Source organism: Massilia sp. NBRC 108631, assembly GCF_059704565.1.
On record NZ_BAAKJE010000201.1, the window covers coordinates 1 to 15,305 of the forward strand.

The following is a 15,305-nucleotide window of genomic DNA, read 5'->3' on the forward strand; positions in this document are numbered from 1 at the left end:
GCTGCACCACGGGAGGCTGAACCACGGGTGGCTGCACCACGGGAGGCTGAACCACGGGCGGCTGCACCACGGGAGGCTGAACCACGGGAGGCTGCACCACGGGAGGCTGAACCACGGGAGGCTGCACCACGGGAGGCTGCACGACCGGCGGCTCGGTGACCGGTGGTTCCACCGGCGGCTGCACGATGGGCGGCTGAACGATGGGCGGCTGTACGATGGGCGGTTGGACCACTGGCGGCAGCACAACCGGGGGAGCCGTGTCATTGTCCGTGATAGTGCCGGTAGCGCTCACGCCGCCCACGGTCAGCACCACGCTTTCGGCATTTTCGATCGCGCTGTCGTCAGTAGTAGCGATAAGCACGTCAAAGCTGCCCACATTGGCCGACACCACTATCGTGCCGGTCGCGGGATCGCCATTTTTCCAGGCGACGCCGTAACTGAAGGCGATGCTGCCCAGGTCGGCGCCCGTGGCGGAGCCGCCCAGCGCAAACGCGTACTCGGTTGGCGCGGGGCTGACGGTATTCAGCGCCACGGTGAACAGCAGGCTGCCGCCCTCCACGACGGTGCTGTCGACCGGATTGGCCCCGGTGGCGGCCGCGTCCTCGGCCCGCACGCTGGTTACGCTCTGGCTGTCATTGTCGGTAATGGTACCGGTGGCGCTCACACCGCCCACGGTCAGCACCACACTCTCAGCGTGTTCGATGACGCTGTCGTCTGCGGCGGCGATGGCCACGGTGAAGCTTGCCACGTTGGCGGGCACCACCACGATGCCGGTCGATGCATCCGCATTTTTCCAGTCGACGCCATCGCTGAAACTAACGGCGCCCAGGTCGGCGCCGCTGGCCGAGCCGCTCAGCGCCAGGCTGTATTCGGTGGGGGAGGGGCTGGAGACGTTCAGGGTAACCGTGTACAGCAGCGTGCCGGTCTCCCCGACCGAACTGTCCACCGGATTGGCGCCGGTGTGCGCCGCATCTTCGGCCAGCACGCTGGTCACGCTCTGGCTGTCGTTGTCGGTGATGGTGCCGGTGGCGCTCACACCGCCAATGGTCAGCACCACGTTCTCCGCGCTCTCGATGGCGCTGTCGTCAACGGTGGCGATGGTGACCGTGAAACTGCCCACGTTGGCGGGCACGACGACGATGCCGGTGGCCGGGTCGGCGTTTTTCCACGCCACGCCGCCACTGAAGGCGATGCCGCCCAGGTCGGCGCCGGCGGCGCTGCCGCCCAGCGTGAGGCTGTGCTCGGTGGGCGACGGGCTGGTGGTGTTCAGGGCCACCGTGTAGAGCAGGCTGGCGCCTTCGGCAACTGTGCTGTCCACCGGATTGGCGCCGGTGTGCGCCGCGTCTTCGGCCAGTACGCTGGTCACGCTTTGGCTGTCGTTGTCGGTGATGGTGCCGGTGGCGCTCACGCCGCCAACGGTGAGCACCACGGTTTCTATGCTCTCGATGGCGCTGTCGTCGGCGGTGGCGATGGTGACGGTGAAGCTGCCCACGTTGGCGGGAACGATGACGATGCCGGTGGCCGGATCGGCGTTCTTCCATGCCACGCCGCTGCTGAAGGTAATCGCGCCACGGTCGGCGCCGCCGGCGCTTCCACCCAGCGTCACGGCATGTTCGGTGGGGGACGGGCTGGTGGTGTTCAGCGCCACGGTGTAGAGCAGGCTGGCGCCTTCGGCCACGGTGCTGTCCACCGGATTGGCGCCGGTGTGCGCCGCGTCTTCGGCCAGCACGCTGCTGATGACCGGCACGGCGGGGGCGACGTCGTTATCCGTGATGGTCAGCATGCCGGTATTATCGATAATGGCGGCGAAGGCGCTGTCGCTGAGGACCACGGTGAAATCCCTGGCGCCGTTCACGACGGCGTTGTCGGTGATGGGAATCTGTATGGTCCGGGTCAGTTGCCCCGGTGCGAAGCTGACCGTGCCGCTGGCCGCGCCGTAGTCCGTGCCGGCGCCGGCCGAACCGTCTTCCGTCGCGTACTTTACCGTTACCGTGTCGGCACTGGCCTTGCTGAGCGAAATAGTGACGCTGACCGTGCCTGCCGCCTCGTCGACCGTCGCGTCGCTGACGCTCAGCTGCGGCTGGTCGGCCAGGTAGGTGTTGAGCGCCGACATCAGCCCGTTGGTGGCGGCATTGCCGGTCACCGAACCGTTGTTGATCGCCAGCGTGGCGTTATTGAAGGTGAGGCCTATGAAGCTGCGCGCGTCGCCGTTTACTTCCGTGTAGGGATCGATCACGTAGCTGCCGCCGCCCGCGGTTGCCAGCGTGTGGGCGCTGCCGGTGGCGTAGAACACGATGGTGCTGACCGCGCCGCTCGGCGCGCGCCAGTTGATCACGCCGTCGATCGTATGCTGCACGCCGGCTGCGTCGGTGATCAGTATCGTGCCCGAGTAGTCATTGCCTTGGGAGCCGCCGAACTGCCCGTTATTGGTCACTTGCGAAAACTGGAAATTGGACCAGCCCTTGGCGGTCAGGTAGGCCGCATTGGATGCTTCGTTGTTGCGGCTTGCGTCGCCAACGAAACCGTTGGCGAACGAGACTGAGACAGTGGTATTGGCCATGACGAGACTCCTGAGAAAGTGGAGTCACGGCATTGATGTGACGGAAAATTAAGATAGGCATGCCGGCATTCCGGCGAGAGGTGGCAGTGTTGGGGCCGGAAAGCAGTCTACCGCACGCAGTTGCATCAGTGCAATCAATGCCTGCTGCCGGTGTGGCCCGCATGACACAGCACCGCGCTCAGCCGTCAGCGCGCCGTCGGCGGAACGCGTCGCCAGGCTTGCCATCGTTGGGCTAGCTTGCATCGTGGGAGATGGTAACCAGCCACGCCTATCATGCGCCGGGCTTGAGCTCGCTGCTCTAGACTGTGGCCATGAGCCGACGTGTTGATGGAATGACAGCTGAAAGGGTCTCTGTTGCCTTGTTGACGCGGGCCGCTTTTGGCGTCGGCACCGCGCTCAATTATGCCGAACTGTCCGGCATCCCCAAGCGCTTGATCTGCGAGGTATTGGCGCGTCCGCTGGGGCAGGTGCGCAGCTACACGGCCATGCTGGTGCCGGACGCGGACCGGCGCGCCGTGCCGCGCCCATACCCTGAGGAAACGCCGGCGCCCAACATCGGTCCCGCTTAAGGCCGCAGCACCACCTTGCGGCAGTTGTCCTCCTTCTTGTCAAACATGCGGTAGCCGTCTGCGGCCTGCTCCAGTTGCAGGCGGTGCGAAATGATCACTTCCGGGTGCAGCTTGCCTTCCTCGATGAAACGCAGCAATTCCGGCATGTGCTTCTGCACGTGGGTCTGGCCGGCGCGCACGCTGATGCCCTTTTCGAAGATGTCGCCGAACAGGAAGCCGTGGATGAAGCCGGAGTACAAGCCCGGTGCGCTGACGGTGCCGCCGCGCCGCACGGCCGCGATGCACTGGCGCAGCGCGCTGCCGCTGCTGCCCTCCAGCTTCAGGTTGGTGAGCGCGGTCTCCAATGCGCTGCCCTTAGCTTCGAAGCCTACCGCGTCGATCACCGCGTCCACGCCACGGAAGCTGGTGGCCTCGATGATGGCATCGGCCGCATCCACTTGGTCGAAATTGAAGGGGATCACGCCGTAGGTGGCGCGCGCGAATTCCAGCCGGTAGGGGTGGTGGTCGACCATGAAGATGCGCTCGGCGCCCAGCATGCGCGCGCACGCCGCCGCCATCTGGCCGACCGGCCCGGCGCCGAAAATGGCCACGCTGGAGCCGCACGTCACGCCGGCGTTGAGCACCGCCTGGTAGCCGGTGGGCAGTATGTCGCTGAGAAATAGTACTTTTTCGTCCGCCAGCGTGTCCGGAATCTTGATGGGGCCGACGTTGGCCTTGGGCACGCGTACGTACTCCGCCTGGCCGCCGGGCACGCCGCCATACAGGTGGCTGAAGCCGAACAGTGCGGCGCCGGGCCGCAGATCTTTCTTGTTCATGATGGCGCCACGGTCGGGGTTGGTGGTTTCGCAGGCCGAGTACAGGTGCAAGTCGCAGAAAAAGCAGCTGCCACAGGCGATCACGAACGGCACGACCACGCGGTCGCCTTTGTGCAAATGGGCTACGCCGGGTCCGGCGTCCACCACCACGCCCATGAATTCGTGGCCCATGATATCGCCTTCCTTCATGCCGGGCACCTTGCCCCGGTACAGATGCAGGTCGGAGCCGCAGATGGCGGTGGCGGTGATTTTAAGGATGATGTCGTCCGGTTCCTGGATGATGGGGTCGGCAACCGTGTCGACCTGCACGTCGTGTGCGGAATGGTAAACGAGTGCGCGCATGAAAGCCTCCTTGGCAGGTTTAGGCATTCAGGGTAGTGCCGGCTGCGGCCTCCCGGCAGGGGTGTTCCGCTGAATACGAAGTAGGAACATTCCTACCTTTCACTTGCCCGCGCGCCTATGCGAACGCGACGGCGGCGGGTCTACCATGATTCCACCTTGCCGCATGGCTGGGCGAGGCATCCATAACATCAAGGAGATGAACATGGCTAGCAATCAAAACGATATCGATAAAGACCGCGACCTGAACCAGGGCAGCCGCCAGGGTGGTCAGCAGGGTGGCAAGCAAGATCAGCAAAACCAGCAGAGCGGCAGCCGCCCGGGACAGAGCCAGCAAAGCGGCCAAAAGGGTACGACGCAGGGCGGGCGCCTGGATGATCAGGAGATGAACCGGGAAACCGGTAGCGGCGGTGGCAGCAAAAGCCGCTAATCCATAGCGCTGTAGAAGAAAGGGCAACCATGGTGGCTGCCCTTTTTGTTTTTTAGTAGCTGCTTAGTAGCTGCTTAGTTGCTGCTTAGTTGCTGCTTAGTAGCTGGTGAGCGCCACCGGCTGGCCGTTCTTGAAGGTGAAGATCGTCACCGGCGATTCCTTCATGTCGCCCTTGGCGTCGAAGGCGTAGGTGCCGGCCACGCCCTTGTAGGCGCTGGACGAAATCACCGCGCCCACCTTGGCCGGATCAATCGAATTGGCCTTCTGCATCGCTTGCGCGTACATCATGGTGGCATCGTAGTAGGACGCGGCATACACGTCGGCATCGCGGTTGTAGCGCTTCTTGAACGCTGCCTTGAACTGTGGGCCGCTGGCGGCCTTGTCCAGGATGGCGCCGCCTTGCGAGCACAGCACGTTGTCGGCCACAGCGTCACCGCCCAGCTTGCCCATTTCAGCGGTGCAGATGGTGTCGCCGCCCAGCAGCTTGGCGTTGATGCCCAGCTGCTTCATCTGGCGCGCCATCGGGGCGCCCTGCGGCGCATAGCCGCCGAAGAAGATCGCTTCCACCTTCTTGGCTTTGAGCTTGGTCAGGATCGAGGTGAAATCGAAGGCCTTGTCGGTGGTGAACTCATGGCCGGCCACGGTCATGCCGGAAGCCTTGGCCTGCTTCTTGAATTCCTCGGCCACGCCCTGGCCGAAGGCGGTGCGGTCGTCGATCACGGCCACCGTCTTCATTTTCAGTTCCTGCGCGGCGTACATGGCCATTTTGGAGCCGAGCTGGGTGTCGCTGGCGTTCACGCGGTACAGGCCCTTGTAGCCCTGCTGCGTGATTTTCGGATTGGTGGCAACGGTGGCGAAGATCACGCCGGCGTCGTTGTAGGCACGCGAGGCGGGGATGGCCACGCCGGAGTTGTACGGGCCGACCACGTATTTAATGCCGCTGTCGATGAACTTCTGCGCTACCTGCACACCCGCTTTCGGGTCGCCCTGGTCATCCTCGGATTGCAGTTCGAATTTGAGCTTCTTGCCGGCCACGGTGATTGGCTTGGCGTTCAGTTCCTCCACCGCCAGGCGGGCGCCGTTTTCATTATCTTTGCCGGAAAAGGCTTGTGGGCCGGACAGCGGACCGCTGTGGCCGATTTTGACGATGGTGTCCTGCGCCGCTGCGCTGTTCATGGCGCTGATGGCGCCCAGCAGGGCCAGTACGCCCGTGGTCAGTTTCAAATTCATTGCGTCTCCTTGTGGTCGATATGCGGGTGCATTATCGCCAAGTGGAGGGGGCAGGGCAACTGAAAACTTGTGGGAGCGCTCACTAGCGCTGCGCGAGCTTGCGCTGGCGTGCAAGGGCGGCGTTGATGCGGTCTATCAGCCCGTCGTCATGGTTGCGGGAGATGGCGAAATGCATGCCGTTTTCCACTTGCAGTGGCTTGGGCAGCACGGCCAGGTGGACGCCGGGCGGCAGGGTCAGGTCTTTCAGGTGCGGGCGGATGAATTGGTCCAGCGACGTCTCGACATCGGCCTGGCTTTCCGAGGAGGGCTGATACAGCAGCAGCGCGTCCACCCGCTTCAGCAGAAGGCGCTGCAGCCGAGTGGCGCGTGAGGCGATGTCGTCGTCCACCCTGAACAGCTTGTTGCGGCCGCGTTCGAATTCGTCGCCGTAGCTGTAGCCGCGCACCGCGCCTATGGTCTTGCCGCGCAGGTCGTCGATGGTGCGGAAGGGGAAGGTGGCGTCGCTGCGGGTGACGAGCCAGAGCGTGTTGCTGGAGGCGGGGTCGGAGAAACGCAAGTCGCGCAAGCGGTCGGCGTTTTTCGGCAGGCCGAAGATCAGGCCGGCGCCGTCGCGCGCGTGGCGTTCGGCACGCGGCCAGGGGTAGGCTTTGATGTCGAAACTGACATTCAGCTCTTGTTCCAGGTAGTCGAACAGCTTGCGGCGCGCGGCTTTTGGCGGCTGTTGTTTGCCGGTCAGGTCGAGCGTGTCGCCCAGCAGCAGCGTAACCGTCTGCGGCAGGGGCGGCGACTGCACCTGCGGCGGCGCTGCCGGACGCGTGGCGGTCTGCGCCACTGCTTTTGCGGCTAGCACGGTGCAAGCAAGCAGGGAGCCTGTTAGCAGAAAGGTACGCTTGCTGAAGGTCGGCATGCGGGACTCGTGTATTTCATCGACCACTGATTATTGCAGAGATTTGCGTGGATCAGTGGCCGGGCGGCTGTCAGCGCGGCGTTCTTGTGGTGTCGCCGCCACCGCTGTCCGCCGGCTGAGCGGGTGTGACGGCGGTGACCGGGGCTACCGGACGGATGCGGTCGGCGGCGGGAGGCGGGCCGGGCGGGCGGGCCCCGGAGGCGGCGGCGATGTTGGCGGAATTGTAGGCGGCGATGGCGGCGGCCAGGGCCGGGTCGGCGGCGTTGGGCGCTTGCTGGCGGTTGGCGTCGCGGGCGGCGTTGGCGCGCTGGGCTTCGGCTGCTTGCACGGCGGCCTGGGCGGCTGCATCGGCGGCGCCGGCCGCCGCTGCGGCGTCAGCTGCTGCAGCGGCTGCAGCGGCGGCGGTACCGGAAGTGGCGCTTGCGGCGGCCGTGGCGGCGTTACGGGCCGCTCGCTGCTCGGCCGCTATGCGCTGTTCCGCTGCCAGGCGCTGGTCTGCCACCACGCGCTGGTCGGCGATGCGCTGGTCTGCAACGCGCTGGTCATCAGCCAGGCGCAGGTCTGCGGCCCGCTGTTCAGCCGCGCGCTGGGCAGCTGGCGAGGCGGGATTGGCAGGGTTGTCGGACTGTTGCGCGGCGCGCAACTGAAGCTGGCGGCCGGCTTCGCGGTCGGCGTCTGCGCGTTGCGTTTCGGCGCGCTGGGCGTCGGCCGCTTGCGCCGCTTCGCGGCGTTCTGTTGCGCGCAATTCGGCAGCGCGCGGGTCGGCCACGCGCTGGGCGGTGACGCGCAAGTCTGCGGCACGTTGTTCGGTTACGCGCTGCTCGTCGGCTTGCTGGTCCGCAAGACGCTGCTCTGCAGTGCGCTGGGCTGTGACGCGCTGGTCTGCCGTGCGTTGCTCGGCTATTCGCAGCTCGTCGGCCTGCTGGTCTGCCAAGCGCTGTTCGGCGGTGCGCTGCGTGGTGATGCGCTGGTCCACAGCGCGTTGTTCGGCTATGCGCTGCTCGTCGGCCTGTTGGTCTGCCAGGCGCTGTTCGGCGGTGCGCTGCGCGGTGATGCGCTGGTCCGCAGCGCGTTGTTCGGCTATGCGCAGCTCGTCGGCCTGCTGGTCTGCCAGGCGCTGTTCGGCGGTGCGCTGCGTGGTGATGCGCTGGTCCGCAGCGCGTTGTTCGGCTATGCGCAGCTCGTCGGCCTGCTGGACTGCCAGGCGCTGCTCGGCGGTGCGCTGCGCGGAAATGCGCTGGTCTGCGAGGCGTTGCTCGGACAAGCGCTGCTCAGCGGTGCGTAGCTCGTCCGCTTGCTGGCCGGCGCTGCGCTGCTCGGCAGTGGTTTGCGCGGCGCGGGCTTCCACCGCCTGGCGGGCAGCGACAGCGTCCGCCGCTTGCTGGCGCTGGACGGCGGCGCGTTCGTTCTCCAGGCGGTCGGCCAGGATGGCTTGCGCCGTCGCATCCTGGCGCTGCGCTGCCAGGCGCTCGTTCTCGAGCCGGTCCTCCAGCGCGGTGGCGGCAAGGTCCTGCTCCCGGGTACTGTTGAGCTGACGTTCCTCCGCCGCGCGGTTGGCGGCCAGGCGCTCGGCCTGGGTCTCGGCCAGCACGCTGTCGGCCTGCTCTGCCAGCACCTGGCGCGCGACTTCAAGCTGCTGCTGGCGCACGATCTCCGCTTGAGTCAGCGCGGGCGTGCTCTCCAGGATGGCGTTGCGCAGCGCCTCGTCGGACAGCTGCAGCTGCGACGCGGCGGTCTCGGCTTGCAACGCACTGGGCAAGGTTTCCTCCAGCGCGGTGCTGGCGCTGACCTGGCGCGCCAGCGCGTTCCCCAACGCGCTGAATTCATCGCTGGCTTGCGTCAGCACGTTAAGCGTGCCTTCGCGGTCGATCTGGAAAGCCGCTTCCAGCACGCGCGTGTTCAGGTTCAGGATATCGCTGGCCGATTCGGGCGCCAGCGGATCCAGTGTCAGGCCGATGTCCGCCAGTGTGCGGGCTGCGAGCTGGGAGCCTGGCAGTCCGGTGGCGCCTTGCTGCCGCAGCGTGTCCGCCAGCCGTTCGGCCAGCGTGCTGCTGCCGTCATCGTCGGTCAGCAGCGGAGTCAGGTCAGTGGAGGCGGGCGGCAACTGGTTGAAGGACAGGCGCAGCGCGTCGGCAGCATCGGTCAGCAGCCGCAATTGCGCCTCGGTGGGCTGCGGCGATTCGGGCGTGCCCTGCAGCTCGAGCAACTGCCTGCGCGTAAGCGCCACCGTGGACAGGAACTGCGCCAGATCGGAAAACTCGACAGTGGCAGCGGCGGCCAGTACCGCAGGCGCGGGTTCTGCGGCAGAGCCGACGGCCGGCGCGCCGATAGGCTGGACGGGAGGAATGGCTGCGGCGTCGGCCGCGTTGGAGATCGGGGGCAGCATGGCATCACCTTGCGGGCAAGTTTATCCCGCGAGAATGCGCCCTCGTGCCGCGCCCGTCTGTGGGCTGGCGAACACAAGGGCGGCTTGCCCTAGCTCACCATCAGTTTCACGGACTTCAACTCCACGCTGTTCGGGCCAGCATGGATGGTAAACGACCCCGGCTCGACAACGCGCTTCATGTCCATATTGAAGAACCACAGGTCGGAAGGCTTGATGTCGAACGTGAGCGTGCGCGACTCGCCGGGGGCCAGCGTCACGCGCTTGAAGGCCTTCAGTTCCAGCACCGGGCGGGTGACTGAACTGACGTCGTCGCGGATGTAAAGCTGCACCACCTCGTCGCCCAGCAGCTTGCCGGTGTTGCGCACGTCCACCGACACCTGGGTCGACTCGCCCACGCGGATCGCCGCCTTCGCAAGACGCGGTTCGGAGATCGCAAACGTCGTATAGCTGAGGCCAAAACCGAACGGGTATAGCGGCTTGGTGGAACCGTCGATATAGCCGCGCCGCGCGGACGGCTTGTGGTTGTAGAAGATGGGCAGCTGGCCCACGCTGCGCGCAATCGACACCGGCAGCTTGCCGCCCGGGTTGGCGCGGCCAAACAGCAGGTCGGCCGCCGCGTAGCCGGTTTCCTGGCCCAGGTACCAGCCCTCGATCAGCGCCGGTGCGCGCTCGGCCAGCAGGTTTACCGATAGCGGACGGCCGTTCAGCAGGAACACCACGGTAGGCTTGCCCAGGTCGAAGATGGCCTTGGCCAGTTCGTTCTGCTGGCCCAGCATGTCCAGCGTTTCGCGGTCGCCCAGGTGATTGTCGGCCCATGCTTCGCGCGCGGTCTGCTCGTTGTCGCCCAGCACCATGATGATGGTGTCGGCCGACTTCGCCGCCTCCAGCGCGGCGGCGATCAGCTGATCGTTCTTGGCCTTCGGCGTGAACACGATTTCGTCCGCACCCCACACGCGGCTCTCGGTGATGCGCACGCCCTCGGACCAGGTCAGCTGGAAGCCATGCTTTTCGCTGTCGGCTTTCAGCCCCTCGTAAATCGACACCACGTGGCGCGGCACGTCCGAATAACCGCCGATCGGCGTGTCCTTGGCGTGGGTACCCAGCAGCAGCACCTTGCCGACTTTTTTCGGGTCCAGCGGCAGGATGCCCTTGTCGTTCTTCAGCAGCACGGCCGAGCGGCAGGCCGCCTCGCGCGCCAGCGCCACCGCGTCCGGCGTCGCGGTCAGGCTGTCGGCCACGTTCGCGTCCACATACGGATTCTCGAACAGGCCGGCGTTGAACTTCAGCTCCAGGATGCGCGCCACCATGGCGTCGATCTCCGCCACCGACACGCGCTTTTCCTTCACCAGCGCGGCCAATTCCTTGTAGCCGAAGCCGTCCGGCGTCTCGATGTCTACGCCCGCCTTGATGGCGCGCAGGGCAGCTTCCTTGGGGGTGGCAGCCAGCTTGTGGCGCGTGATCAGCTCCTTGATGCCGAAATAGTCCGACACCATCACGCCCTTGAAGCCCCAGTCCTCGCGTGTGACCTTGTGCAGCAGCCAGCGGTTGGCGTGCGACGGCACGCCGCCGATCTCGTTATACGAAGGCATGATGGCGGCCACATTGGTCTCCTTCACGATCTTCTCGAACGGCGGGAAGAACTCCTCGCGCAAGGTGCGCTCGGTCACTTCGGCCGGGCCGATATTGGTGCCACTCTCCGGCTGGCCGTGGCCCGTCATGTGCTTGAGGGTGGTGTACACCTTGTCCCTTGCAAGCTGCTTGCTCTCGCCCTGGAATCCCAGCACGGCGGCCTTGCCGATTTCGCCGGCCAGGTGCGGGTCTTCGCCATAGGTTTCCTCGATGCGGCCCCAGCGCGGCTCGCGCGCCACGTCCACCACCGGCGCCAGCGCAAAGTTCGAGCCGCGCACGCGCATCTCGCGCGCCGCCACGGCGTACACTTTGCGCACCATGTCCGGATCGAAGGAGGACGCCAATGCGATCGACTGCGGGAAGCTGGTGGCGTCGCGCGCGGCGTAGCCGTGCAGCGCCTCCTCGTGCGTGAACATCGGAATGCCCAGGCGCGTCTGCTCCATGGCCCACTTCTGCGCCGTGTTCACATAGGTCGCCGTTTCCAGCGCATTGCGGTTGACGCGGCGGCCGCTGTCGCCGGCGGCGCCGCCTGGTGCGGCCTGGCCCTGGCGGTCCGACGGGCGGCCCAGCATGCCGATGCCGTGCGGGTGCAGCTGGCTGGCCTTCTCGGGCGAGAAGTTGCCGCTGCTGTCCTCAATCTTCTTCTTGTCCTGCCACACGCACTGCATCTGCTCGATTTTTTCCTGCAGCGTCATGCGGCCCAGCAGATCCTGCACGCGCTTGGCCACGGGAGCGGAAGGATTCTTGTAGACCGGTACTGCGGCGGCGAAGGCCATGGGCGCGGGAAGGGCGGCCAGACCCGCCAGGCTTCCTGCGGTGGACAGGAACTGCCTGCGGTTTTTGCTCATTGCGTTGTCTCCGTTGTAGTATCTTTTGACGCTTGTTTTTTTAACGCTTGGACGAGCGCGTGCTGACGTCGATCCACACCGCCAGGGTCAGGATGAAGCCCTTGACGATCATCTGCCAGTAGGTGTCCACGTCCAGCATGGACATGCCGTTATCGAGGCTGGCCATCACCAGCGCGCCGATCAGCGCGCCGTACACGGTGCCCGAGCCGCCGCGCATGGACGTGCCGCCGATGAAGCAGGCCGCGATCGCATCCAGCTCGCCCGAGGTGCCGGCCGAAGGCGAGCCGGCCGCCAGGCGCGCCGTGTTGATCACCCCGGCCAGCGCGCACATCAGGCCCATGATGCCGAAGATCCACAGCTTGATCGACTTGACGTTGATGCCCGACAGGCGGGTCGCCTCCATATTGCTGCCCACCGCGTAGACGCGGCGGCCGAACACGGTCTGCGTGGTCATGTAGGTGAAGATGCCCAGCAGCGCGAGCAGCAGCAACACCGGCAGCGGAATGCCCTCGTAGGAATTGAGCGTGACCACGAAGGCCGCCACGATGGCGCCGATGGCGACCACCTTGAGCGCGTCGCGCCACAGCGGCGCCGCTTCCAGGCCGTGCTCGGCGCGGCTGCGGCGCTGCTGCCAGGTGAGCGCCACGGCGATGGCGAACAGCGCCACGCCGAGCAGGATGCCCAGCTGCGGCGGCAGGTAGCCCTGGCCCAGATAAACCAGGTCGTCCGACACCGGCGCCACGGTGGTGCCGCCGGTCACGCCGAGCACGATGCCGCGGTAGGCCAGCATGCCGCCCAGGCCGACAATGAAGGAGGGGATGCTCAGGTAGGCGGTGAGGTAGCCGTTGAACAGGCCCACCAGCAGGCCGAAGGTCAGCACCAGCAGCAGGTTGACGGGCAGCGGCAGGTGGTGTGTCACATCCAGCACGGCCGCGACGCCGCCCAGCAGGCCCAGCAGCGAGCCGACCGACAGGTCGATCTCGCCGGCGATAATGACCAGCGACATGCCGCAGGCGACGATGCCGGTGATGGCCATCTGGCGCATCAGGTTGGACAAGTTCCGTGGCGAAATAAAGCCGCCATCGGTCTTCATGCTGAAAAAGCCCCAGATCAGCGCGATCGCGATCAGCAAGGCCAGCATCTTGTACTGCGTGAAAATTTTCTTAATAGTCATTGGCTATCGATTCTGTCAGTTTGTACCGAGCTGAGCCGCATTTCCCCAACTTCGGGGTCAGACCCCGAAGTTGGGGGAATGCGGCTCAGGTCGCTAGGCTTGGTCGAGGGCGGCGGCGAGGACGGTTTCCTGGCTGAGGTTGTCGTTGTCGAAGTTGCCGCGCAACTGGCCTTCGCCTATCACGAGCACGCGGTCGGAGATGCCGAGCACTTCGGCCAGTTCGGAGGAGACCATGATGATGGACATGCCTTGCGCGGCGAGGTCGAACATGAGCTGGTAGATTTCGAACTTGGCGCCGACGTCGACGCCGCGCGTGGGTTCGTCCAGGATCAGGATCTTCGGCTTGGTGAGCAGCATCTTGGACAGCACGGCCTTCTGCTGGTTGCCGCCGGAGAGCCCGGTGATCGGCAGGAAGGGGCTGGCGGTCTTCAGCTTGACGCTGGCGATCTCGCGCTTGATGGTCTTCAGCTCGGCCTCCTGGTCGATCCGCGTGGCGCGCGCGAACTGCCCCAGCACCGACATGGTGATGTTCTGGCCCACGCTTAAATCGGGCACGATGCCGTGCTGCTTGCGGTCTTCCGGCACCATCGCCAACCCGGCCTTGATGGCCTTCTGCGGCGTGCCGGTGTCGAGCTTTTGGCCGTCGAGCCATACTTCGCCTTCGTGCGCGCCGGGGTAGGCGCCGAATATCGATGACACCAGCTCCGTGCGTCCGGCGCCCACCAGCCCGGCAATGCCGAGGATCTCGCCCTTGCGCAGCGTGAACGAGATGTTGTCGACCCGCTTGCGCGCCGGGTTGTCGGCGTCGTAGCAGCTGATGTTGCGCGCCTCGAACACCACATCGCCCGGCGCGTGCCGGCGCTGCGGGTACAACTGGTTCATCTCGCGCCCCACCATCTGCGCGATGATGCGGTCCACGTTCATCTCGCTCATCGGCGTGGTGGCGATGTGTTGGCCGTCGCGGATCACCACGATGGTGTCGCAGATCGCTTCCACTTCGTCCAGCTTGTGCGAGATGTAGACGCAGGTCACACCCTCCGCCTTGAGCCGGCGGATGATCTTGAGCAGCACCTGGATTTCGGACGCCGTCAGCGAGGACGACGGCTCGTCCAGGATCAGCAGCTGCGCGCGCTTGTTGAGCGCCTTGGCGATCTCGATCAGCTGCTGGTGGCCGCCGCCGTAGTTCTTCACCGGCTCGACCACGTTCACGTCGTGGATGTTGAGCCAGGTGAGGATCTCGGCGGCGCGGCGGTTCATGGCCGCGTAGTCCATGCGCCCGCCGGCCAGCGTGATCTCGTTGCCGAGAAAGATATTCTCGGCCACCGACAGTTCGGGCACCAGCATCAGCTCCTGGTGGATGATGACGATGCCGGCGTCCTCCGTGTCGCGGATGGACTGGGCGCGCAGCGGCTCGCCTTTCCACAGGATTTCGCCGTCCCAGGTGCCGTGCGGGTAGACCCCGGACAGCACCTTCATCAGCGTCGATTTGCCGGCGCCGTTCTCGCCGCACAGGCCGATGCATTCGCCGGCCTTCATCTGGATGTCGATCCCGTTTAACGCCTTCACACCGTCGAACTGCTTGACGATGCCCCTCATCTCTAAAAGATAATCGGCCATGCTCGTCGTCGGCAATCAGTTGATGGACAGTTGGGCCTTGGTGTAGAAGCCGTCGTCGACCAGCACGTTGACGTTGGCCTTGGTCAGCGGGATAGGCTTGAGCAGCACGGTGTTGACCTTCTTCATGCCGTTCTCGTAGGTCGCGTTGTAGGCGGGCTTCTCATTGCGCACCAGCTGCACGGCCAGCTTGGCCGCTTCGGAGGCGATCAGCTTGAGCGGCTTGTACACCGTCATGGCCTGCGTGCCGGCGATGACGCGCTTGACGGCCGCCAGGTCGGCGTCCTGTCCGGACACCGGCACCTTGCCGCCCAGCTTCTGCGCGGTCAGCGCCTGGATGGCGCCGCCGGCGGTGCCGTCGTTGGAGGCGACGATGGCGTCGATCTTGTTGCCGTTGGCGGTCAGCGCGTTTTCCACGATGGTCATCGCTTCGGCTGCGCTCCAGTCTTTCACCCACTGCTTGCCGACGATCTTGATGTCGCCCTTGTCCACCAGCGGCTGCAGCACCTTCATCTGGCCTTCGCGCAGCATCTTGGCGTTGTTGTCGGTGGGCGCGCCGCCCAGCAGGTAGTAGTTGCCCTTCGGTTTCAGCTTGACCACGGCGTCGGCCTGCAGCTCGCCGACCTTCACGTTGTCGAAGGAGATGTAGGCGTCGATGTCGGAGTTCAGTATCAGGCGGTCATACGAGAGCACCTTGATCTTGGCCTTCTTGGCTTCGCGGATCGCGTTGTTGAGCACCGTGGCGTTGTAGGGAACGATGACCAGCACGTCCACGCCGCGCGAGATCAGGTTTTCGATCTGCGC

Annotated in this window: 11 protein-coding genes; 2 read left to right on the forward strand and 9 right to left on the reverse strand. The window is 65.5% G+C overall.

The features are described 5' to 3' along the window. The coding region (locus tag AC6H42_RS21990; RefSeq protein ID WP_497548937.1) for a Calx-beta domain-containing protein at positions 1-2,560 on the reverse strand (2,560 nt) is incomplete at its 3' end. Between the two features lie 332 nt (positions 2,561-2,892). Here AC6H42_RS21990 and AC6H42_RS21995 point away from each other — a divergent pair. Continuing rightward, a complete protein-coding gene (locus AC6H42_RS21995; RefSeq protein ID WP_497548938.1) occupies positions 2,893-3,129 on the forward strand; it encodes a hypothetical protein in 237 nt (78 codons plus the stop codon). Here the strand turns inward: AC6H42_RS21995 and AC6H42_RS22000 are convergent. Continuing rightward, a complete protein-coding gene (locus AC6H42_RS22000; protein WP_497548939.1) occupies positions 3,126-4,286 on the reverse strand; it encodes a zinc-dependent alcohol dehydrogenase in 1,161 nt (386 codons plus the stop codon). The genes AC6H42_RS21995 and AC6H42_RS22000 overlap by 4 nt on opposite strands. A gap of 202 nt (positions 4,287-4,488) precedes the next feature. Here AC6H42_RS22000 and AC6H42_RS22005 point away from each other — a divergent pair, with 202 nt between their 5' ends. After that, the gene (locus AC6H42_RS22005) at positions 4,489-4,713 is read left to right on the forward strand and encodes a hypothetical protein (protein ID WP_157200902.1); all 225 of its coding nucleotides are present in this window, start codon (positions 4,489-4,491) and stop codon (positions 4,711-4,713) included. 96 nt (positions 4,714-4,809) lie between these two features. Here the strand turns inward: AC6H42_RS22005 and AC6H42_RS22010 are convergent, their stop codons facing one another. The 7 genes from AC6H42_RS22010 to xylF form a co-directional block, all read right to left on the reverse strand. Next, the gene (locus tag AC6H42_RS22010) at positions 4,810-5,943 is read right to left on the reverse strand and encodes a branched-chain amino acid ABC transporter substrate-binding protein (RefSeq protein ID WP_057154959.1); all 1,134 of its coding nucleotides are present in this window, start codon (positions 5,941-5,943) and stop codon (positions 4,810-4,812) included. An 82-nt stretch (positions 5,944-6,025) separates the two neighbouring features. After that, the gene (locus AC6H42_RS22015) at positions 6,026-6,793 is read right to left on the reverse strand and encodes a substrate-binding periplasmic protein (RefSeq protein ID WP_497548940.1); all 768 of its coding nucleotides are present in this window, start codon (positions 6,791-6,793) and stop codon (positions 6,026-6,028) included. A 127-nt stretch (positions 6,794-6,920) separates the two neighbouring features. Continuing rightward, entirely contained in the window at positions 6,921-9,236 is a 2,316-nt protein-coding gene (locus tag AC6H42_RS22020; RefSeq protein WP_497548941.1) for a coiled-coil domain-containing protein, read from the reverse strand. A gap of 89 nt (positions 9,237-9,325) precedes the next feature. Then, on the reverse strand, positions 9,326-11,713 hold the full coding sequence (locus tag AC6H42_RS22025; RefSeq protein WP_497548942.1) for a glycoside hydrolase family 3 N-terminal domain-containing protein: 2,388 nt from the start codon (positions 11,711-11,713) through the stop codon (positions 9,326-9,328). 40 nt (positions 11,714-11,753) lie between these two features. Further along, positions 11,754-12,887, reverse strand: a complete 1,134-nt coding sequence (locus AC6H42_RS22030; RefSeq protein WP_057154963.1) for a sugar ABC transporter permease — start codon at positions 12,885-12,887, stop codon at positions 11,754-11,756. 93 nt (positions 12,888-12,980) lie between these two features. After that, positions 12,981-14,504 (reverse strand): D-xylose ABC transporter ATP-binding protein, encoded by a 1,524-nt coding sequence (xylG, locus tag AC6H42_RS22035; protein WP_057154964.1) that lies wholly within the window; start codon positions 14,502-14,504, stop codon positions 12,981-12,983. A gap of 15 nt (positions 14,505-14,519) precedes the next feature. After that, positions 14,520-15,305 (reverse strand): D-xylose ABC transporter substrate-binding protein (xylF, locus tag AC6H42_RS22040; RefSeq protein ID WP_497548943.1); only part of this gene is annotated, 786 nt, incomplete at its 5' end.

Bases quoted from the DNA above. Each gene is read 5' to 3' on its own strand.
- AC6H42_RS22010 (WP_057154959.1), bottom strand. From the start codon at position 5,943: ATGAATTTGAAACTGACCACGGGCGTACTGGCCCTGCTGGGCGCCATC.
- AC6H42_RS22000 (WP_497548939.1), bottom strand. From the start codon at position 4,286: ATGCGCGCACTCGTTTACCATTCCGCACACGACGTGCAGGTCGACACG.
- AC6H42_RS22005 (WP_157200902.1), top strand. From the start codon at position 4,489: ATGGCTAGCAATCAAAACGATATCGATAAAGACCGCGACCTGAACCAG.
- AC6H42_RS22020 (WP_497548941.1), bottom strand. From the start codon at position 9,236: ATGCTGCCCCCGATCTCCAACGCGGCCGACGCCGCAGCCATTCCTCCC.
- xylG (WP_057154964.1), bottom strand. From the start codon at position 14,504: ATGGCCGATTATCTTTTAGAGATGAGGGGCATCGTCAAGCAGTTCGAC.
- AC6H42_RS21995 (WP_497548938.1), top strand. From the start codon at position 2,893: ATGACAGCTGAAAGGGTCTCTGTTGCCTTGTTGACGCGGGCCGCTTTT.
- AC6H42_RS22030 (WP_057154963.1), bottom strand. From the start codon at position 12,887: ATGACTATTAAGAAAATTTTCACGCAGTACAAGATGCTGGCCTTGCTG.
- AC6H42_RS22025 (WP_497548942.1), bottom strand. From the start codon at position 11,713: ATGAGCAAAAACCGCAGGCAGTTCCTGTCCACCGCAGGAAGCCTGGCG.